The following is a 20819-nucleotide window of genomic DNA, read 5'->3' on the forward strand; positions in this document are numbered from 1 at the left end:
TACGGGAGAGAATTCATGCAACGCAGCATTTTTGTCGGCACGATCGGCGCTCTTGCGCTCCTCCTGTCCGGTTGCCAACAGAAGGCCCCCGACGCGCCGGCACCGCCGGCGGGCGACGCCGGCTTCGCCAGGGTCCTGCAGGAAAAACTGCTGGACGCCAAGCCAGGCGACGTCATCGAAGTACCGGAGGGCACCTTCCAGTTCGACCGCAGCCTCAGCCTGCGGGTGGACAACGTCACCCTGCGCGGGCAGGGCATGGACAAATCCATCCTCAGCTTCAAGGGCCAGAAAACCGGCGCCGAAGGCCTGCTGGTGAACGCCAACGGCTTCACCCTGGAGAACCTGGCGATCGAGGACAGCAAGGGCGACGGTTTCAAGATCAGCCAGTCCGAGAACGTCACCATCCGCGGCGTGCGCGTGGAGTGGACCGGCGGGCCGAAGACCAGCAACGGCGGCTACGGCCTGTACCCGGTGCTGTGCAAAAACGTGCTGATCGAGAATTCGGTGGCGATCGGCGCCTCGGATTCGGGCATCTACGTCGGCCAGTCGCGCGATGTGATCGTCCGCAACAGCCGCGCCGAGCGCAACGTGGCCGGCATCGAGATCGAGAACACGATCAACGCCGACGTCTACGACAACGTGGCCACCGGCAACACCGGCGGCATCCTGGTGTTCAACATGCCGGCGCTGACCCAGCAGGGCGATGCGGTCCGCGTGTTCAAGAACAAGGTGGTGGCGAACAACCTGGACAACTTCGGCGCCAAGGGCACGCCGGTGGCCAGCGTGCCGGCCGGCAGCGGCGTGGTGATCAACTCCAACGACAACATCGAGATCTTCGACAACGACATCGCCGACAACCAGACCGCCAACATCATCGTCTCCAGCGTGTATTCCACCGGCTACAAGGACGACAAGGCCTCGGGCGAGTTCGATCCGTACCCGGAGCGCATCCATATCCACGGCAACCGCCTGTCCGGCGGCGGCGACTCGCCCGACCGGATGGACTTCAAGGCCTTGAAGGTGGCGATGTACGGGCTGACCGGCCACTTCCCGGACGTGCTGTTCGACGGCTACGTCAATCCGCAGCGCAAGGAAGGCCCGCAGATCTGCCTGCGCGACGTGTCCGGCGTGCTCAATGCCGACGGTCCCGGCGGCTACAAGAACCCGAGCAAGGACGCCAAACCCTACGACTGCACGTTGCCGTCGTTGCCGGCGATCGACCTGAAGCGCGGTTGAGGTGGGGCGCATGGCGTTGCATCGAATCCCCCTGAAGCTTGCCGGGCTGGCCGCGCTGTTGATCCTGGCCGCCTGCGCACGCACCCCGGCGCCGAAGCCTGTGCATTTCTTCGCCGAGGGCATGCCCGAGCGCCTGTCCGACTGGAACGTGGTGTACGTGGCCGACGGCAGGCTGAGGCTCAACGCGCAGGTGCTGCCCTACGACCTGGATTCGGCGCTGTTCACGGACTATGCGCACAAGCTGCGCACGGTGTGGATGCCGGAAGGCGCGTCCGCACGCTACCAGCCGGACGAAGCGATGGATTTCCCGGTCGGCACCATCATCAGCAAGACCTTCTATTACCCGCGCGGCGAAGGCGACACGGTACTGCGCAGCGACGACGCCGGCGCCGAGCCGGATGGCGGGCTGACGCTGGGCAAGGTCCGGCTGGTGGAAACGCGGTTGCTGGTGCGCCGCGCGTCGGGCTGGATCGCGTTGCCCTATGTGTGGAACGCCGAGCAGAGCGAAGCCCGGCTGATGCGCACCGGCGACCTGGTGCCGTTGACCCTGGCAGGCAAGGACGGCAGGCACGAGCGGATCGAGTACATGGTGCCGGACGAGAACCAGTGCGCCGGCTGCCACGGCGTCGATCTCAAATCCAAGGAGATTTTCCCGATCGGTCCGAAGGCGCGGCATCTCAACCACGACTTCGCCTATGCCGATGGCAAGGCCAACCAGTTGCGGCACTGGCAGGACGTCGGCTACCTGGGCGAGGTGCCCACCGGCGAACTGCCGCGGAACGTCGCCTGGAACGACGGCGCGGCTCCGCTGGAAGCGCGCGCGCGTTCGTACCTGGACATCAACTGCGGGCATTGCCACAGCCAGAAGGGCGCGGCGCGCACGTCGGGCATGTGGCTGGATTCGAACACCCACGATCCGCTGCGGGTAGGCCGCTGCAAGCTGCCGATCGCCGCGGGGCAGGGCACCGGCAACCGGGCCTGGGACATTGTGCCCGGCAAGCCGGACGATTCGATCCTGACCTACCGGATGGAGAGCACCGACCCCGGCGTGATGATGCCGGAACTGGGGCGCAGCCTGGTCCACGAAGAGGGCGTGGAACTGATACGGCAGTGGATCGCGGCCATGTCCGCGCAGGAGTGCGGCGCGTAGCGCGGGGCAGGCACACACGCAATGGAAAGGGCGCGGCCTTGGCATTGCCGCGCGCAACCATCGGCAAGGGAACTCAATGGGAAAGGGGAACTCGATGACCTACAACAGATTGTCGCGCGGCGTCCGCAAGGCGCTGCTGACCTCGCTGCTGGCTTCGCCGGCATTGGCCGCACAGGCGCAGGCGCAGCATCCGCCGCCAGCGCAGCCCGAAGCGATCGAGCTGGACCGGATCGTGGTGACCGCGCAGAGCCGCGAGCAGGAGCTCAAGGACGTGCCCATCGCCCTGCAGGTGATCGGCGAGAACGTCATCGAACAGACCATGGCCGAGAACCTGGGCGACCTGGACAGCTTCGTCCCGGGCCTGTCGATCAGCGATGAGCAGCCGACCCAGGCCAGCTTCAAGCTGCGTGGCCTGAGCACCGGCGATTTCGGCATCGGTACCGATCCGACCGTCGGCGTCTATGTCGATGGCGTCTATGCCGGCCGTGGCGGCGGCACGGTGCTGCCGTTCCTCGATGTCGAACGCATCGAAGTTCTCAAAGGCCCGCAGGGCACCCTGTTCGGGCGCAATACCGCCGCCGGCGCGGTGTCCATCGTGACCAAGCGGCCCGGCAACGAACTCGAAGGCCGTGCGCGCGTGCGCATGGGCAATTACGGCAAGCAGTATTTCGACGGCATGCTCAACCTGCCGGCCGGCGAAACCACGGCCTTCCGCATCAACGCGATGAGCAGCCAGACCGATGGCTGGATGAAGGATGCCGCCACCGGCAAGCCGCTGGACGATGGCCGCAACTGGGCCACGCGCGCGGCATTCCGCTGGGACATCGGCGACAACACGCAGATGCTGCTGAGCTGGGACCATGAGGACATGGACCAGCGCTCGCGTCCGGCCATCGGCATCGTCGCGTTGCCGCCGGCGCCGGGCGTACCGCCGGTGCCCGCCGATCCGGCGCAGTACCAGAACCCGATCGGCCATGCCGCCTACACCGATGTGCCGGACAACAACGAGACCCGCAAGTTCGATGGCGCCACCCTGATCCTCGACCATGCGTTCGAGTGGGGCCACCTGAGCTCGATGACCTCCTGGCGCAGTTTCGATACCTACAACCGCGCCGAGGAAGACGGCACCAACCGCCGCGAACTGTACCTGGACACCATCAACATCGAGGACAACACCACCTGGTATCAGGAGTTCAAGTTCAGCGGCAACACCGAACGGCTGGACTGGGTGGCCGGTGCGAGCTGGTTCCAGGAGAAGGCCAGCCAATCCAGCGTGGTCGATTTGACCAGCGACAGCATCAATACCGCCGCCGCGGGTCTGTACGGCATGCCGCTGTTCGGCATGCTGCAGGAGGCGGCGGACTACTACGGCATCCCGGTGCAGCTGTTCGGCCATCCGTGGCGCGAGGCCTATGACAACACGGTCGACTCCACCGCCTATGCGGCCTTCGGCGATGTGATCTGGCACGCCACCGACAAGCTCAACCTGACCTTCGGCCTGCGCTATACGCGCGATGAGAAGAAATTCACCTGGTTCAACGACCACCACCGCGCCGACGCGCTGAACCAGGCATTGCAGACCCTGGAGCAGTACGGCGTGCTGCCGCAGCCGGTACCGTGCGAGGCGTTGGGCCTGTGCGCGATGGATGAGGATGGCGACGGCCTGATCCCGCTCGACGCGGCGTTCCTGGCCGGCTTCGACCTGGCCTTCAGCGACCCGATCTCGATGGCCAACAAGGGCGTGACCAACCGCGCCAGGCATGCGTGGAGCGACTGGAGCCCGCGCCTGGTCATCGACTACCACCCGTCCGACGACACCATGCTGTTCGCCTCGGTGGCCAAGGGCTACAAGGCCGGCGGCTACAACGTGTTCTCGCCCGGTGCCGCCTTCGACAACGAAAGCGTGTGGAATTTCGAGACGGGCATCAAGCGCGATCTGCGCGACCTGCGCATCCAGTACGAAGCCTCGGCGTTCTACTACGTGTACGACAACCGCCAGGCGATCCGCCTGGATACCTCGGCCGACATCCCGCGTTACGTGGTCAGCACCAGCGACCTGACCGCACGCGGCGTGGATTTCAGTGCGCGCTGGCAGGCCAGCGACCGCCTGAGCGTGGATTTCGCCGCCGAATGGATCGACTCGACCTACAAGGACTTCATCACCCCGGACGGCGTGGATCTCAGTGGGCAGCCGACCGGCGAGGCCAACCTGTCCTTCGCCGCCGGCGCGGCCTACACCCTGCCGCTGGGCGGGCATGGCGACCTGACGTTCTCGGCGCGCCATTCCTATGGCGGACGCGGACGCTGCAATTCAGGCTCCTCCAGCCAGGGCAACTGCGGGCGCTATGCCACCTTCACCATCGGCGAGGAACGCAACCGCACCGACCTGTACCTGCGCTGGCGTTCGCCGTCCACGCAGTGGAGCGTGGCGGCCTACGTCAACAACGCGTTCGACAACCGCTACGTGAACGGCTTGTACACCTATGGCACCACGGTGGTCGGCACTACCGCCGCCGGCGTCAGCGAGCCGCGCTTCTATGGCATGGAGCTGGCGTACCGGTTCTGAACCGGCTTGCCGCTAAAGCCCCCGCCGGGCAATACCCGGCGGGGGCTGGCCAGCGAAACCCCGGCGGGGCGCTGCCCCGCGCTGCAAGGCGCGGAGCAGACCTTCGCCGCTGCGCTGGACGCGGCAACACGTGCCGGCCCATCCTCCCGATGCAATGCCGGATCACCGGCTTCCACAGGCTTCACCGCATGGACACCATCACGCCCGTTTCCGAACTGCGCCCGACCCTCGACCGCCTGCGCACCGCCTGGCAGGCGCACAAGCCGGACCGCGCGCAGCGCAGCGCCGACCTGCTGCGCCTGCGCGAGGCCCTGAAGCGGCGGCTCGACGTGATGGCGCAGACCATCGCGGCCGATTTCGGCCACCGTTCGCTGCACGAATCGCGCATCGCCGATGGCATGACCGTGCTCAACGAGATCGACCACCTGCGCCGGCACCTGCGCGGCTGGATGAAGCCGCGGCGCGTCGGCGTTGGCTGGCGTTTCCTGCCGGCGCGCGCGGAGATCCGTTCCGAGCCGGTCGGCGTGGTCGGCGTCATCTCGCCATGGAACTATCCGGTCAACCTGGCACTGATCCCGCTGGCCACCGCCATCGCCGCCGGCAACCACGTCTATCTGAAACCCTCCGAGCACACGCCGCGCACGGCGGCCTTCCTGCGCGAACTGCTGGCCGAGGTGTTCCCCGCCGGGCGCGTCGCCGTCGCCGAGGGTGGCGCCGACGTGGCCGGCGCGTTTGCCGCGTTGCCGTTCGACCACCTGGTGTTCACCGGGTCCACCGCGGTCGGGCGCAAGGTGATGGCCGCCGCCGCGCCGAACCTGACCCCGCTGACGCTGGAGCTGGGCGGCAAGTCGCCGGCCATCGTCTGCGACGACTATCCGCTGGAGCAGGCCGCGGCGCGGCTGGCGACCGGCAAGTGGTTCAACTGCGGGCAGACCTGCATTGCCCCGGACTATGTACTGGTCGGCGCGTCGCGCCGCGATGCGCTGGTGCAGGCGCTGCGCGGACAGGTGCACGCGCGCTATGGCGAGGGCCTGGCCGGCAACGGCGACTACAGCCGCATCATCAACGCAGGCCAGTACGCGCGCCTGCAGGGCTATGTGGACGATGCCCGCGCGCGCGGGCTGGAAGTGATCGTGCTGGGCGAGGCCGATCCGGAACAGCGCCTGTTCCCGCCGACCCTGGTGCTGGAGCCGGGCGACGATGCGACGGTGATGCAGGAGGAAATCTTCGGGCCGGTGTTCCCGATCCGCAGCGTGCGTTCGCTGGACGAGGCCATCGGTTACGTCAACGCGCACGACCGTCCGCTGGCGCTGTACCCGTTCAGTCACGACCGTGCCAGCGTGGAGAGGATACTGAGCGGCACCCTGGCCGGTGGTATCTCGGTCAACGACACGCTGTTCCATTTCGCCATCAACAATCTGCCATTCGGCGGCATCGGCCCCAGCGGCATGGGCGCCTACCACGGCCGCGTCGGCTTCGATGCGATGAGCAAGCAGCTGCCGATCCTGTGGCAGGCCCGCCGCACCGGTGGCGACCTGCTGAAGCCGCCGTACCGGCAGGCGCAGTGGCTGATCGACCTGATCGTGCGTTGACGCGACCTGGACTTGGGTAGGAGCGCACTTCAGTGCGCGAAGGCTTTCCCGGGAATGCCCCATCGCGCACTGAAGTGCGCTCCTGCACGGGAGTTCATTGCTCGCGGACGGCAGGCACAAAAAAACCGCCGGGAGCGGTTTTTGACATCGCTTGTCGATGGCCCGAAGGGTTGCCGCCATGGAGGGCGGCAATAAAAAACCCGCCATCCGGAGCCGTGAGGGGAGGGAGACAAACGGCGCGGTACTGCTGGCGGGTCGAGTTGATTCTTGCTCAGTTTATGTTGCTTTGCAACATCAGTGTTCTTCAGGCGCCTGCCGCGGCGTGGCGTTGGCTTCGGCGCGGTTCAGGCGATGGTTGAGTGCGTCCAGGCGCGCGTTGAGCGCTTCGATGTCCGAGCGGCTGGGAATGTCCATGCGCCGCAGTACCCGATGCACCCGGTCCTCGAAGGATTTCTCGACCCGGTCCCAGGTGCCGGCCGCGCGCTCGCGGGCCTGCTCCAGCGTGCTTTCCACCGAATCGCGCAGGTTCCCACCGCGGGCCGGATCCTCGCGGTTGCGCGCCTCCATCGATTCGCCTTCCCTGACCAGCGATTCGAACAGCCGGCCGCCCTCGGCCTGGGCCCGCGACAGCGCACCGAGCCCGGCCAGCCAGACCTGCTGCGCCGATCCGGCGAGGGTGCGGCCCGTGCGTGCGTTGCGCTCCTGCGCGGCCGCGCCCGGGTCGCGGCCGGCATCATGGTGTTCGTGGGTATTCATGGCGGTGTTCCTCCGTGCAAGGCGACCGGGAATACCGTAGCGGCGGCGATGCCTGCGCCGCGTGATGGCGCCCGGCATCCGGGCAGCTTCGTTCAGCCCAGCTTTTCGGCCAGCACCCGCTGGATCTCGGATTCGACCATGCCCTTCATCGCCGACAGCAGGAAGCCGAGCTCGGCCTTCACCCGCACCGCGCCGGGCAGCATCTCGATCACGCCATCGACGCCGGAACGGGCGAAATGCAGGTTGGCGCCTTCCCAGCGGGCATTGACGTCGAAACGCTCCTGCAGCTTGCGGGCGACCTCGGCGATGGCGTCGCGGGCGCGCTCGTCGGACAGGGAATGGGCGTGGCGGATGTCGATGGTGGACATGGGAAGCTCCTGGCGGGCGGGCATGGAACAAGGGTGCGGCATTGTGCGGACACGCGTCGCGCAGTCCAAGTCCCGCGACCACCTTCTGCATGTCCTGCCAACCTGCTAGGCTGCCGCCGGTGCGCACCCTGCAAGTCCATTTCAGCAATCGCCAGCAGCCCGATCAGTCCCTGGCGCCGGGGGTGCAGCGCATCGTCCGCGATGCCAGCGGGCAGGTCAGGCTGGGCGACGACAGCGTCGGCCCGTTGCTGCTGGCGCGCTTCTGTACCGACGAACGCGGTGTCTGGCTGCAGGTGGCCAGCGGCAGCCGCGGCATTCATGTCAACGGCCGCCCGGTGCGGCGCATGGCCTTGCTGCGCGCCGGCGATTCGGTCTATGCCGACGGCGTGGAGATGCTGCTGCGCGGGGAGTGCGAGCCCGTCGTGCAGCCGCCGGCGGCGGCCGGCGATGACGGCGAGGACCTGCGCGTACTGCTGCGCGGCGTCGGCGGCCGCCACCACGGCCGCTGCTATCCGCTCGACCGGCCCCGCACCATCGGCCGCGATGGCACGGTGGACGTGGTGATCGACGATCCGGTTTTCCCCGAGCGGCAGGCACGGTTCGAGCGCCATGGCGACCGGGTGCTGCTGCGCGACCTCGGTTCGCCGGAAGGGTGCCGGGTCAACGGCGTCGCGGTCCGGCACTGCTGGCTGCAGGGCGGCGACCAGGTGGTGTTCGAGGGCAACCAGCGTTTCGTGCTGGAAGTCCCGCTGGATGCCCATTCGGCGGTGTTTTCCGCCGCGGCCGATGCTCCTGGCGCGGAGCAGGAGGCACGCGCGGACGACCTCCCGCCGCCGCGCGCGCGGCGCTGGCCGTGGCTGCTGCTCAGCGCGCTGCTGCTGGGCGGCGCGATCAGCGCGTTGCTGTTGTTCGGCGTCCGCTGACGTCCTTTCCGCTTCCCTGCGGAACCGCCTTCCCGGCATCCGGGCACGCCCGGTCCGGATTGGCTGCAGATGCAACTTTTCCTGTGTCCCCAAAGCCTGTTGCGCTGCGGCATACTTGGGGTTCCCCTCGGACAGGTGTGACATGACGCGCGCGTTCAATTTCAGTGCCGGCCCCGCGACCCTGCCGGAATCGGTCCTGCGCCAGGCGCAGGCGGAGATGTTGGAATGGAACGGCGTGGGCGCGTCCATCGTCGAGATCAGCCACCGCAGCGCCGATTTCATGGCGGTCGCGGCGCAGGCTGAAGCCGACCTGCGTGCCCTGGTCGGCATCCCCGACGACTACGCCGTGCTGTTCCTGGGCGGTGGCGCGACCACGCAGCAGGCCCTGCTGCCGTTGAACCTCGCCGCGCCGGGGCAGCGCGTGGACCATGTGGTCAGCGGCCACTGGGGCAAGACCGCGGTCAAGCAGGCGCGGCCCTACGTGGACGTGAACATCGCCGCCGACGGCGAGGCCGGCGGCTTCCGCGACATTCCCGCGCGTGCGCAATGGCGGTTGTCCGACGACGCGGCCTACGTGCATATCACCGCCAACGAGACCATCCACGGCGTCGAGTTCCGCGACGTGCCGGACGTGGGCGCGGTGCCGCTGGTGGCCGACTTCAGTTCGTCGATCGCCTCCGAGCCGATCGACGTTTCGCGCTATGGCGTGATCTACGCCGGCGCGCAGAAGAACCTCGGCCCGGTCGGCATCGCCGTGGTCATCATCCGCCGCGACCTGCTCGAACGCGCCGGCCAGCCGCGCGCGGACATCTTCGACTACCGCTCGCACGCCGCGCGCGATTCCATGCTCAACACCCCGCCGACCTGGAACTGGTACCTGCTCGGCCTGACCGTGCAATGGATGCTGGCGCAGGGCGGCACCGCCGAATTCGCGCGCCGCAACGCGGCCAAGGCGTCGCTGGTCTACGCGGCCATCGACGGTTCCGGCGGTTTCTATCGCAACGAGGTGGCAGCGGCGGTGCGTTCGCGGATGAACATCCCGTTCTTCCTGCCCAGTGCCGAACTGGACGCGCGCTTCGTCGCCGGGGCCAAGGCCGCCGGCCTTCTGGCGCTCAAGGGCCACAAGGCGGTCGGCGGCATCCGCGCCTCGCTGTACAACGCCATGCCGCTGGAAGGGGTGCAGGCATTGGCGGCATTCATGCACGACTTCCAGCAGCGCAACGGCTGATCCGCACATCCCGCCGCGCGCACCGCGCCGGCACGCAACAGGCAGACGAGAACCATGGCATCCAAGCCACCCAAGACCACCGCCAAGGCGAAGCAGGCACCCACGAAGAAGGCAGCCGCCAGGGAAATGGGCATCGCCGTGGCCAAGCCGGTGCTGGCCGACGTGCGTGCCAAGATCGACCAGATCGACCGCAGCATCCAGTCCCTGATCGCCGAGCGCGCGCAGTTCGCCCACCAGGTCGGCAAGGCCAAGGGCAAGCTCGCCGCCGCCGTCGACTACTACCGGCCCGAGCGCGAGGCGCAGGTGCTGCGCATGGTGGTCGACCGCAATGAAGGCCCGCTCTCGGACGAACTGCTGGTGCACGTGTTCCGCGAGATCATGTCGGCCTGCCTGGCGCAGCAGGAGCCGCTGAAGATCGGCTACCTCGGCCCGGAAGGCACCTTCAGCCAGCAGGCCGTGCTCAAGCATTTTGGCCGTTCGGCGCTGGGCCTGCCGCTGGCCAGCATCGAGGAAGTGTTCCAGGAAGTGGAAGCCGGCAATGCCGACTTCGGCGTGGTGCCGGTGGAGAACTCGGGGCAGGGCACGATCCAGATCACCCTGGACATGTTCCTGACCTCCAACCTCAAGATCTGCGGCGAAGTGGAACTGCGCGTGCAGCAGTTCCTGATGTCGCGCGGCGGCCGGCTGGAGGATATCGAACGCGTCTACGCGCACCCGCAGTCGTTCATGCAGACCTCGGCATGGCTGCGCGCCAACCTGCCCAAGGCCGAAAAGATCCCGGTGTCGAGCAATGCCGAAGGCGCGCGCCGCGCGCGCAACGCCGACGATGCGGCGGCGATCGGCGGCGAGAGCGCCGGCCATGTGTATGGCCTGAAGAAGGTGGTGACCAAGCCGATCCAGAACGACGCGGACAACACCACGCGCTTCCTGGTGATCGGCCGCCAGTTCTTCCCGTCCTCGGGCCATGACCGCACCTCGGTGCTGGTGTTCATCCACGACAAGCCCGGTGCGCTGTTCGACGTGCTCAGCCCGTTCGCGCGCCACGGCATCAGCATGAACCGCATCGAGTCGCGCCCCTCGCACCAGGCCAAGTGGGAATACGGTTTCTTCATCGACCTGGCCGGCCATATCGAGGACGCATCGATGCAGGCGGCGCTGGCCGAGCTGGAAGCGCATTCGGCGCAGATCAAGGTGCTGGGGTCATATCCCGTCGCCGTGCCGTGAACCGCTGAAGCCCCTCTCCCCACGGGAGAGGAGTCGGGGAGAGGCAGGGGCGAAGCCCCTCGCAGATCCGGACTCCCCGGGGCTTGGCCTCGTACCCTCATCCGCCCTTCGGGGCACCTGCATACGGCACATCCCTGTGCCGTACCCTCCGGGTGGCTTCGCCGTGCAGTCCGGCAATCCTGCCGGACTGTCTCCCGGCAGGGAGGGAGAAGGAACAATGGACAACCAGAGAGAGCCCGCATGACCTCCCAGCCCCACTGGATCGCAAGCAAAGGCCAGCCCTTGCAGGGCACGCTCGATATTCCCGGCGACAAGTCGGTGTCGCACCGGGCAGTGATGTTCGCCGCGCTGGCCGATGGCGTATCGCACATCGATGGTTTCCTCGAAGGCGAGGACACCCGCGCCACCGCGGCGATCTTCGCGCGCATGGGCGTGCGTTTCGAAACCCCGTCGCCGTCGCGGCGCATCGTGCATGGCGTCGGCGTTGATGGCCTGCGGGCGCCTGACGGCGAACTGGACTGCGGGAACGCCGGCACCGGCATGCGCCTGCTCGCCGGCCTGCTGGCCGCGCAGCCGTTCGACACCGTGTTGGTGGGCGATGAATCGCTGTCCAAGCGGCCGATGCGCCGCGTCACCGGCCCGTTGGCGCAGATGGGCGCGCGCATCGATACGCAGGACGACGGCACGCCGCCGCTGCGCATTCATGGCGGCCAGCCACTGCACGGCATCGACTACGAGCTGCCGGTGGCCAGCGCGCAGGTGAAATCGGCGGTGCTGCTGGCCGGCCTCTACGCGCAGGGCGAAACCTCCGTGGTCGAGCCGCACCCGACCCGCGATTACACCGAGCGCATGCTGCGCGCCTTCGGCGTGGAGATCGCGTTCGAGCCGGGCCGGGCACGCCTGCGCGGCGGCCAGCGGCTGCGCGCCACCGACATCGCGGTGCCGGCGGATTTCTCCTCGGCCGCGTTCTTCATCGTCGCCGCCAGCGTCATCCCCGGTTCGCAGGTGCGCCTGCGCTCGGTGGGCCTGAACCCGCGCCGCACCGGCCTGCTGGCCGCACTGCGGCTGATGGGCGCGGACATCACCGAGGAGAACCATGCCGAACACGGTGGCGAGCCGGTGGCCGACCTGGTCGTGCGTCACGCGCCGCTCAAGGGCGCGGAGATTCCGGTGGAGGTGGTGCCGGACATGATCGACGAGTTTCCCGCGCTGTTCATCGCCGCGGCCGCGGCCGACGGCCCGACCGTGGTGCGCGGTGCGGCCGAACTGCGGGTGAAGGAGTCCGATCGTCTTGCGGCCATGGCCACCGGCCTGCGCACGCTGGGCCTGCGCATCGACGAGACCGACGACGGCGCCACCATCCATCCGGGCCCGCTCGGCAGCGGCACCATCGAAAGCCATGGCGACCATCGCATCGCCATGGCGTTCTCCATCGCCGGCCAGCTGAGCGGGGGACAGGTGCGGATCAACGATGTCGCCAACGTCGCCACGTCCTTCCCCGGCTACGATCAACTGGCGCGCGACGCCGGTTTCGCGCTGGCGGCCGGCTGATCAGGACGTGCTACGGGCCGGCAGCATGCCGCTGCCGGCCCGTTCGCGTAATCACAGTGCGCTCAGTGCGCGGTGCGGAAGTCCACCGGGACGCGCACCACGGTGGCTACGGCGCGGCCGTTGCGCACCGCCGGCTCGAACTTCCAGCCACCCAGCGTGTTCAACACCGCGCGGTCCAGGTCGCGGCTGCGTTCGCCGTCGTGCGACACGATGCTGGCGTCGGTGACCTTGCCCTGCGCATCGACCTGCAGGCTGGCCACGACGCTGCCTTCGACCCCGGCGCGCAGCGCGGCAGGCGGGTAGGCCGGAGCAGGATTGCCGGCCAGCGGACGTGCCTGGCGGTCATGCACTACAGCCGCCGGCCTGCGCTGGCTGTGCGATGCGGCCGCGGGAGTATGCGCGGCCGCTGTTGCATCCGCCGTCGGCGCTATGACGACCGGCGTGGTTTCCACACTGGCAGGAATCGGGGTGGCCCGCTCGGCGTGCCGCCACATCAGGGTCAGCACGCCGACCAGGATCGCCAGAAGCAGGGCCATCCACAGCAGGGGCGAGGTGGAAGGGCTGCGTGGTTGCCCGCTCTGCGCGGCGGCATTCAGTTCATGGGCATGGGTGGCACTCATGGTCAGGCTCCTTATGCGTCCAGTGACGCTTGGAGTCTGGCCCGGTGTGCGGGGTGCGGGTGTCAGCGCGACGTCAATGCGCCGCCCGCGGGTCCGCCGCAGTTCAGCGTGCGCCGCGGGTGGCGTTCAGTTTACTGGGCCGGTTGGAAATCGAAGGGGATTTCCAGGCTGCCGGCCATCGGCTGGCCATTGCTCTGCGCCGGCTGGAAGCGCCAGCCGCGCACGGCGTCCAGCGCCGCGCGGTCGAGGTCGCGCGAGCCGCTGCGCTGGATGATCTTCGCGTCCAGCGGCATGCCGCTGGCGTCGACATCCACGCGCACCACCACGGTGCCGCTCTCGCCGCGCCGCAGTGCGGCCGGCGGATAGGCCGGAGGCGGGCTTTGCCCTGGCAGCGGCACCGGGCGGTCGCTCGCCGCGGCGGTGGGCGGTGCTGCGGTGGGAGCGGAGGGGGCTGCGGCCACGGGCGATTCGGGTAGTGGCTGCGGCGCAGGCGCGCTCTCCACCACCTGCGGGGCTTCTTCGGCCGGCGCTTCCGGACGCGCATCGGGCATGTCGCTGGCGCCGCTGCCGGCGGGCAGCGGTTCGGGCAGGGGCATGGCCTCGTCGGCCTGGACCTGTGGCTGCGCCGGGTCGGCCCGGTAGAAATCGTTGTGCCGGCGCGCGTTCAACCACACCAGCACGAACAGCAGCAGGCCGGCGCAGAAGGCGATGCCAGCGATCTTCAGGGCGTTGCGGGGCAACTGGAAGGTGATGTTCTGGTCGGAGCGGGAAGCGGGCATGGGCAGCGCAGGCGGGGAGCTTGACCGGAAGGAACGTCCGGATTCTGGCACAGGAAGGTGCCGGCGCGCGGCAGAGCGGCGCGGTTCGGGCGATAATCGCGTTCCGTATCCGTTTACAGTGCCGCCCCATGCTCGATCCCGCCCTTCTCCGACAGCAGCCCGCCGAACTGGCGCAACGCCTGCGCGACACGCGCGGCTACGAACTCGACGTGGCCGCGATCGAGTCCCTGGAGGCCGACCGCAAGTGCATCCAGGTGCGCACGCAGGAACTGCAGAGCCTGCGCAACAGCCGTTCCAAGGCGATCGGCCAGGCCAAGGCCAAGGGCGAGGACGTGTCGGCGATCATGGCCGAAGTAGCTGGCTTCGCCGACGAGCTGAAGGCCTCGGAAGTCCAGCTGGACGAGCTGCGCGCGCAGATCGAGGCGCTGTCGCAGGGCATTCCCAACCTGCCGGCCGACGACGTGCCGCGCGGCAGGGACGAAAGCGACAACGTCGAACAGTCGCGCTGGGGCACGCCGCGCACGTTCGATTTCGCGGTGCTCGACCACGTCGAACTCGGCGCCCGCAACGGCTGGCTGGACGGCGAGACCGCGGCCAAGCTGTCCGGTGCGCGCTTTACCGTGCTGCGCGGGCCCATCGCCCGCCTGCACCGCGCGCTGGGCCAGTTCATGCTGGACCTGCACATCAACGCGCACGGCTACGAGGAAACCAACGTGCCGGTGCTGGTCAACGCCGATTCGCTGCGCGGCACCGGCCAGTTGCCCAAGTTCGAGGAAGACCTGTTCAAGACCGCGCTCGGCGACGCCACGCGCTACCTGATCCCGACCTCGGAAGTGCCGCTGACCAATATCGTCCGCGACGAGATCGTCGAGGCCGAGCGCCTGCCTCTGCGCATGACCGCCCATTCGATGTGCTTCCGTTCCGAAGCCGGCAGCGGCGGCCGCGATGTGCGCGGCATGATCCGCCAGCACCAGTTCGAAAAGGTGGAACTGGTGTCGGTGTGCCGCCCGGAGGAAAGCGACGCCGAGCACCAGCGCATGACCGCCTGCGCCGAGACCGTGCTGCAGAAGCTGGGCCTGCCGTACCGGCGCATGCTGCTGTGCACCGGCGACATGGGTTTCTCGGCGATCAAGACCTACGACCTGGAAGTTTGGCTGCCCTCGCAGCAGACCTACCGCGAGATTTCCTCGTGCTCGAACTGCGGCGATTTCCAGGCCCGGCGCATGCAGGCGCGCTGGCGCAACCCCGCCACCGGCAAGCCGGAGCTGGCGCATACGCTCAACGGTTCGGGCGTGGCCGTGGGCCGGGCGATGATCGCGGTGATGGAGAACTACCAGAACGCCGATGGCTCGATCACCGTGCCCGAGGCGCTGCGCGCGTACATGGGCGGGGTGGAGCGGATCGGCTGAGGCTGGCCGTCATCTTCGTCTCTCTGAAAGGCCCGCAGCGATGCGGGCCCTTTCGTTTGCAGGCCCGCAATGCCGCCCTGTAGAGCGGGGCAGTTCCCTGCTGGAACCGTCCCGGCGAAGCTGCCGCCGGGAGCAGTACGTGGCATATCGGACCGATCGTGGCCTGATTTGTAAAATCAGGACAAAGGTGGTTGAATTTACCGATTCGTTCCAGTTGTGGGATCAATCCATGCAGGACCTCAACGACCTCTACTACTTCGCGATGGTGGTGGACCATGGCGGCTTCGCCGCCGCCGAGCGCGCGCTGGGCATCCCCAAGTCGCGCCTGAGCCGGCGCATCAGCCAGCTGGAGACCGACCTGGGCGTGCGCCTGCTGCAGCGTTCGACCCGTCGTTTCGCGGTGACCGACGTGGGCATGAGCGTGCACCGCCACGCACAGACCATGCTGGCCGAGGCGCAGGCCGCGCGCGAGGTGGTGGACCGCCTCAGCGCCGAGCCGCGTGGGCTGGTGCGCGCCAGCGTACCGGTGTCGCTGGCGCAGATGCAGTTGCCCAAGCTGCTGCCGAAGTTCCTCGAGCAGTACCCGAAGGTGCGCCTGCAGCTGAACATCAGCAACCGCCGCGTGGACATCATCAACGAGGGCTACGACGTGGCGCTGCGCGTGCGTTCGCGGCTGGATGACGACGGCAGCCTGGTGATGCGCAGCTTCGGCCAGGTGCAGGAGCTGTTGGTGGCCAGTCCGAAATACCTGGACCGCGCTGGCCGCCCGAAGACACCGGACGACCTGGCCCAGCATGTCACCCTGAGCATCAGCGAGGACGAGGCGCGGCAGCGCTGGGAACTGCACGGCCCGGGCGGCGTGGTCAGCCGCGTGGACCTGCAGCCGCGCGTGGCCGGCTTCGATTTTCCGCTGCTGCAGAGCATGGTCAAGGACGGCTTCGGCATCACCATGCTGCCGGAAACGGTCTGCGCCGACGCGGTGCGCAACGGCGAGCTGGAGGTGGTGCTGCCGGACTGGTCGCTGCCGCAGGGTATCTGCCATGCGGTGTTCGCCTCGCGCCGCGGGCTGCTGCCGGCGGTGCGGGTGTTCATCGACTTCCTGGCCGAGCACCTGCCGCCGCAGCTGGAGGCCTCGCGCCTGGATTGCGGTGGTGCCTGCGAGCGCGCCAAGGAGAAGATCCGCGCCTCCACCATGGGCGCGCTGGCGATCGAGGCCGGTTGAGCAGAATCGGCGGCGGCGTGCGAGAATGCGCGCCCCTGGCCGGTGCGCAGGCATCGGCACGACAGTCACGGGCAGATGGCCGAGCGGTTTAAGGCACCGGTCTTGAAAACCGGCGAAGGGTCAAACCTTCCGTGGGTTCGAATCCCACTCTGCCCGCCATCCTGGCGACCCGGGCGCTTGCCGCGCCGGGCGCGTTCCCGGGACTCTTCCGGACTCCGAGCCATGCCGACACTGCGTCCATCGCGCCCGCAAGACGATGCCCGCGTCATCGACATCTGGCGCCGCGCCGTCGATGCCACGCATCCCTTCCTCGCCGCCGCCGACCGCCAGGCCATCGAGGCCGAGGTCCGCGGTTTCCTGCCCCATGCGCCGCTGCTGCTGGCGGTGGACGCGGACGACGTGCCGATGGCTTTCATGCTGGTCGTGGATGGCCACATGGAGGCGCTGTTCGTCGATCCGGCGCATCACGGCCGCGGGCTGGGGCGCCGGCTGGTGGAGCAGGCGCTGCGCGAATACCCGCGCCTGGGTACCGACGTCAACGCACAGAACCCGCAGGCGATGGCGTTCTACGCGCGGCTGGGCTTCGTCGAGACCGGCCGTTCGCCGCTCGATGGCCAGGGGCGGCCGTATCCGCTGGTGCATCTGCGCCACGCCGGCGCACCGGCCGTATCGGAAGACACACGATGAACGCAGCGATGGCCGGCCCCGGTCCGGAAACCGACCAGCGCTGGATGCGCCACGCGCTGGCGCTGGCCGAGCGCGCGCAGCGCGAGTTCGACGAGATCCCGGTGGGCGCGGTGCTGGTCGGTGCCGACGGGCAGCTGTTGGGCGAGGGCTGGAACCTCAACATCGTTCGCCATGATCCCAGCGCACATGCCGAGATCGTGGCGATGCGCGAAGCCGGGGCACGGCTCGGCAATCACCGGCTGGTCGGTTGCACGCTGTACGTGACGCTGGAGCCCTGCGCGATGTGCGCGATGGCGCTGGTGCACGCGCGAGTGGCGCGCGTGGTGTATGCAGCCACCGATCCGAAGACCGGTGCCTGCGGCAGCGTGTTCGACCTGCTCGGCGACCCGCGCCACAACCATCGCGTCGAGGTCGCAGGCGGTGTGCTGGCACGCGAGGCGGGCCTGCGCCTGACCAACTACTTCCGCGCCAAGCGCGGCCGGCCGCTGCTGCCGGACGACGGCGGCTGACGTCCCGGGAACGCGCGGCCGGGCGGACGTGCGGCGTATCATGAAGGCCCGATATCCCGCCGGCGCCGTTGCCGCCGGCCCCCGCACGAGGCGCTACATGACGGACAACAGCACAGGCAACGACCGGTTGATCTGGATCGATCTGGAAATGACCGGGCTGGACACGGACAACGATTCGGTCATCGAGATCGCCACCGTGGTCACCGATGCCCAGCTCAACGTGCTGGCCGAAGGCCCCGAGTTCGCCATCGCCCATCCGCTGGCGACGCTGGAGGCGATGGACGAGTGGAACCGCAACCAGCACCGCCGTTCGGGCCTGTGGCAGCGCGTGATCGACAGCGACATCACCCTCGGCCAGGCCGAGGCGCGGACCATCGCCTTCCTGCAGGACTGGATCAAGGCCGGCGCCTCGCCGATGTGCGGCAACTCCATCTGCCAGGACCGTCGCTTCCTGCACCGGCAGATGCCGCGCCTGGAGCGCTATTTCCATTACCGCAACCTGGACGTTTCCACGGTCAAGGAACTGGCCCGGCGCTGGGCACCGGCCATCGCCTCGGGCGTGGGCAAGAATTCCAACCACACCGCACTGAGCGACGTGCACGATTCGATCGCCGAACTGCGCCACTACCGCCAGTACATGGGGGCGCTGGCCGGGTTGCCGGAGACGGTTTGAGCACGATGGGCGAACTGGCGCCGACGCTGGCCGACAGCCCGCTGGACATGGCCGACCTGCGGCGTGCGGTGGCGCTGCTGGAAGCGCCGACGCTCAGCGCGCGCATGGCCAACCTGGTCGGCTCGCCGCTGGAGTTCGCCGTGCGCCGCCTGCCTTCAGGCGTATCGAAACGCATCCAGGGCGCGACCGAGGCCGCGCTGCACAAGGCTGCGCAGGCCGCGTTGTGGAGCATGGACAGGAAGCAGCCCGGCAAGCCGGCCTCGCCGCGGCTGCACAAGCTGGCCGCCGCCGCGTCCGGCGCGCTGGGCGGTGCCGGTGGCCTGCCCGCGCTGGTGATCGAGCTGCCGCTGTCCACCACCATCATCATGCGCGCGGTGGCCGACATCGCCCGCAGCGAAGGCTTCGACCTGGATGACTTCGCCACCCGCCAGGCCTGCCTGGAAGTGTTCGCGCTGGGCGGCAATTCGGATGGCGACGATGCCAGCGAAACCGGCTATTACCTGGCGCGCGGCTTCACCACCGAGCTGATGCGGCATCTGTCGGCGGAACTGGCCGGCACCACGCTCAGCAGCAGCCACGGCCTGTTGCTCGGACTGGGGCCGAAGGAGGCCGGCAAGTGGCTGGCGCGGATCGTGGAGAAGATCGCCGCCCGCTTCGGCGTGGTGGTCTCCGAGAAATTCGCCGCGCAGGCGGTGCCGGTGATCGGCGCGGTGGCCGGCGCCACCTTGAACACGATGTTCACCGGCTACTACCAGGACATGGCGCGCGGGCATTTCATCGTCCGCCGTCTGGAACGCAAGCACGGTTTCGATACCGTGCGCCTGGCCTATGGCGCCATCAGCGGACGCATGACGGCCTGATTCCGCGCCGGGTGGTAGCGTGGCGGGCCGGAGACATGGAGAGGCCCGCGATGAGCATTTTCGACCTGCGCGTGGAAACCGAGCGGCTGCTGCTGCGGCCGCCGTCGGCGGAGGACTTCGATGCGTTCGCCGCGTTCTGCGCCGACCCGGTGGCGATGGAGCACCTGGGTGGCGTGCAGGCACCGCCGGTGGCCTGGCGCAGCCTGGCTGCGTTGACTGGCAGCTGGCAGTTGCTGGGCTATTCGATGTTCTCGGTGATCGAGAAGGACAGCGGGCGCTGGGTGGGCCGGGTAGGGCCATGGCAGCCGCATGGCTGGCCGGGACCGGAAGTGGGCTGGAGCATCGTGCCGGCGCGCTGGGGCCGCGGCTATGCGCCCGAGGCCGCGCGTGCCGCCATCGACTGGGCGTTCGATACGCTGGGCTGGAGCGAGGTGATCCATACCATCGCGCCGGACAACATCAATTCGCAGGTCGTCGCGCGCAAGCTGGGCTCGCAGGTGCTGCGCGCCACGCGCCTGCCGCCGCCGCAGGAAGTTGAGGTCGATGTGTGGGGGCAGTCGCGGCAGGCGTGGCAGGCCCGCCGCTGAGGCATCGTTTCAGCGGCATCCATCGGCGGGCGAGGGGCACTGGCCCGTGCCCGCTGGCCGGCCGCTGATCCGTCGTCGCCGCAGTTGACGGCGTCACGCCGGTGCGCGCCGGATTCTTCCGTGGATTTTGCTGCGGTCGCAGCTTTACCAAACGGCCCCGATTCCGGTCAGATGGCCGGATCGCGCGCCACGTCGGCGGCGTGGGGAAGCGTGTCGTTGAGCAATCCAGGTGCTGCGTTGACGGTGTATGGCATGTCCACTTCGGGCAACTGCCACAAGGTCCGCTTGTTGCTGGAGCAGCTGGGCACGCGCTACCGCTGGGTCGAGGTGGACAGCGCCGGCGGCCAGACCCGCACGCCGGCCTTCCTCGCGCTGAATCCGAACGGCAAGGTGCCGCTGGTCGAACGCGACGACGGGCGCGTGCTCGCCGAATCCAACGCGATCCTGTTCTGGCTGGCCGAGGGCACGCCGTTCCTGCCGGCCGATGGCTGGCAGCGCGCGCAGGCGCTGTCGTGGATGTTCTTCGAGCAGTACAGCCATGAGCCGTACATCGCGGTGGCGCGTTTCATCAGCGGCTGGACGCCGCCGGATTCGCCGCGACGGCAGGAACTGCCGCGGCTGCGCGAGCGCGGCCACGCGGCGCTGGCGGTGATGGAACGGCATCTGTCGGAGCATGACTGGTTCACCGGACCGGACTACGGCATCGCCGACATCGCGCTGTACGCCTATACCGCGGTCGCCGCCGATGGCGGCATCGAACTGTCCTGCTGGCCGGCCATCGGCCGCTGGCTGCAGGCGCTGCGCGCCCAGCCCGGCTTCGTGGCCATGCCCGATCCGCCGCCGGAGGTGCTGCGCAACTTCGCCGCGTCACCCTGATCC

General features: G+C 68.6%; 20 protein-coding genes and 1 tRNA gene. 17 read left to right on the forward strand and 4 right to left on the reverse strand.

What is annotated here, in order from left to right:
• Positions 1-15: 15 nt before the first annotated feature.
• The 4 genes from AC1DGW_RS05320 (at position 16) to AC1DGW_RS05335 (ending at position 6544) form a co-directional block, all read left to right on the forward strand.
• Positions 16-1236, forward strand: a complete 1221-nt coding sequence (locus AC1DGW_RS05320) for a parallel beta-helix domain-containing protein (protein ID WP_478020229.1) — start codon at positions 16-18, stop codon at positions 1234-1236.
• Positions 1237-1246: 10 nt separating this feature from the next.
• Complete coding sequence (locus AC1DGW_RS05325) at positions 1247-2386, forward strand: SO2930 family diheme c-type cytochrome (protein WP_478020232.1); 1140 nt, start codon at positions 1247-1249, stop codon at positions 2384-2386.
• Positions 2387-2480: 94 nt separating this feature from the next.
• A complete protein-coding gene (locus AC1DGW_RS05330; protein WP_478020234.1) occupies positions 2481-4952 on the forward strand; it encodes a TonB-dependent receptor in 2472 nt (823 codons plus the stop codon).
• 188 nt (positions 4953-5140) lie between these two features.
• The gene (locus AC1DGW_RS05335) at positions 5141-6544 is read left to right on the forward strand and encodes a coniferyl aldehyde dehydrogenase (protein WP_478020236.1); all 1404 of its coding nucleotides are present in this window, start codon (positions 5141-5143) and stop codon (positions 6542-6544) included.
• 294 nt (positions 6545-6838) lie between these two features.
• Here the strand turns inward: AC1DGW_RS05335 and AC1DGW_RS05340 are convergent, their stop codons facing one another.
• Positions 6839-7300, reverse strand: a complete 462-nt coding sequence (locus AC1DGW_RS05340) for a phasin family protein (protein ID WP_478020238.1) — start codon at positions 7298-7300, stop codon at positions 6839-6841.
• Between the two features lie 92 nt (positions 7301-7392).
• A complete protein-coding gene (locus AC1DGW_RS05345) occupies positions 7393-7668 on the reverse strand; it encodes a polyhydroxyalkanoic acid system family protein (protein ID WP_478020240.1) in 276 nt (91 codons plus the stop codon).
• 119 nt (positions 7669-7787) lie between these two features.
• Between AC1DGW_RS05345 and AC1DGW_RS05350 the strand changes: the two genes are divergently transcribed.
• The 4 genes from AC1DGW_RS05350 (at position 7788) to aroA (ending at position 12594) form a co-directional block, all read left to right on the forward strand.
• Complete coding sequence (locus AC1DGW_RS05350; RefSeq protein WP_478020242.1) at positions 7788-8591, forward strand: FHA domain-containing protein; 804 nt, start codon at positions 7788-7790, stop codon at positions 8589-8591.
• A 142-nt stretch (positions 8592-8733) separates the two neighbouring features.
• Entirely contained in the window at positions 8734-9819 is a 1086-nt protein-coding gene (gene serC, locus AC1DGW_RS05355; protein WP_478020244.1) for a phosphoserine transaminase, read from the forward strand.
• A 54-nt stretch (positions 9820-9873) separates the two neighbouring features.
• Positions 9874-11043 (forward strand): prephenate dehydratase, encoded by a 1170-nt coding sequence (pheA, locus tag AC1DGW_RS05360; RefSeq protein WP_478020246.1) that lies wholly within the window; start codon positions 9874-9876, stop codon positions 11041-11043.
• Between the two features lie 240 nt (positions 11044-11283).
• Positions 11284-12594: a 3-phosphoshikimate 1-carboxyvinyltransferase gene (gene aroA, locus AC1DGW_RS05365; protein WP_478020248.1), complete on the forward strand. Its 1311-nt coding sequence runs from the start codon at positions 11284-11286 to the stop codon at positions 12592-12594.
• A gap of 62 nt (positions 12595-12656) precedes the next feature.
• Here aroA and AC1DGW_RS05370 read toward each other — a convergent pair whose 3' ends face one another.
• Both AC1DGW_RS05370 and AC1DGW_RS05375 read right to left on the reverse strand, forming a co-directional pair.
• Positions 12657-13214: an energy transducer TonB gene (locus AC1DGW_RS05370; protein WP_478020250.1), complete on the reverse strand. Its 558-nt coding sequence runs from the start codon at positions 13212-13214 to the stop codon at positions 12657-12659.
• A gap of 131 nt (positions 13215-13345) precedes the next feature.
• Positions 13346-13999, reverse strand: a complete 654-nt coding sequence (locus AC1DGW_RS05375; RefSeq protein ID WP_478020676.1) for an energy transducer TonB — start codon at positions 13997-13999, stop codon at positions 13346-13348.
• Between the two features lie 122 nt (positions 14000-14121).
• On the opposite strand from AC1DGW_RS05375, the gene serS reads away from it, so the two are divergent.
• From serS to AC1DGW_RS05420, 9 genes are all read left to right on the forward strand, one after another.
• Complete coding sequence (gene serS, locus AC1DGW_RS05380; RefSeq protein ID WP_478020252.1) at positions 14122-15402, forward strand: serine--tRNA ligase; 1281 nt, start codon at positions 14122-14124, stop codon at positions 15400-15402.
• Positions 15403-15631: 229 nt separating this feature from the next.
• Complete coding sequence (locus AC1DGW_RS05385) at positions 15632-16624, forward strand: LysR substrate-binding domain-containing protein (protein ID WP_478020254.1); 993 nt, start codon at positions 15632-15634, stop codon at positions 16622-16624.
• Positions 16625-16693: 69 nt separating this feature from the next.
• A tRNA-Ser gene (locus AC1DGW_RS05390) sits at positions 16694-16783 on the forward strand.
• Between the two features lie 63 nt (positions 16784-16846).
• Positions 16847-17311: an acetyltransferase gene (locus AC1DGW_RS05395; RefSeq protein ID WP_478020256.1), complete on the forward strand. Its 465-nt coding sequence runs from the start codon at positions 16847-16849 to the stop codon at positions 17309-17311.
• Positions 17308-17820 (forward strand): tRNA adenosine(34) deaminase TadA, encoded by a 513-nt coding sequence (tadA, locus tag AC1DGW_RS05400; RefSeq protein WP_478020258.1) that lies wholly within the window; start codon positions 17308-17310, stop codon positions 17818-17820. The genes AC1DGW_RS05395 and tadA overlap by 4 nt, the downstream gene beginning before the upstream one ends.
• Positions 17821-17917: 97 nt before the next feature.
• Complete coding sequence (gene orn, locus AC1DGW_RS05405; RefSeq protein WP_478020260.1) at positions 17918-18493, forward strand: oligoribonuclease; 576 nt, start codon at positions 17918-17920, stop codon at positions 18491-18493.
• Between the two features lie 5 nt (positions 18494-18498).
• Positions 18499-19353: an EcsC family protein gene (locus AC1DGW_RS05410; RefSeq protein ID WP_478020678.1), complete on the forward strand. Its 855-nt coding sequence runs from the start codon at positions 18499-18501 to the stop codon at positions 19351-19353.
• Positions 19354-19403: 50 nt separating this feature from the next.
• Positions 19404-19940 (forward strand): GNAT family N-acetyltransferase, encoded by a 537-nt coding sequence (locus tag AC1DGW_RS05415; RefSeq protein ID WP_478020262.1) that lies wholly within the window; start codon positions 19404-19406, stop codon positions 19938-19940.
• 237 nt (positions 19941-20177) lie between these two features.
• Positions 20178-20816, forward strand: a complete 639-nt coding sequence (locus AC1DGW_RS05420; protein ID WP_478020680.1) for a glutathione S-transferase family protein — start codon at positions 20178-20180, stop codon at positions 20814-20816.
• Positions 20817-20819: the final 3 nt, after the last annotated feature.

This window comes from Stenotrophomonas sp. 05N423 (assembly GCF_056397145.1).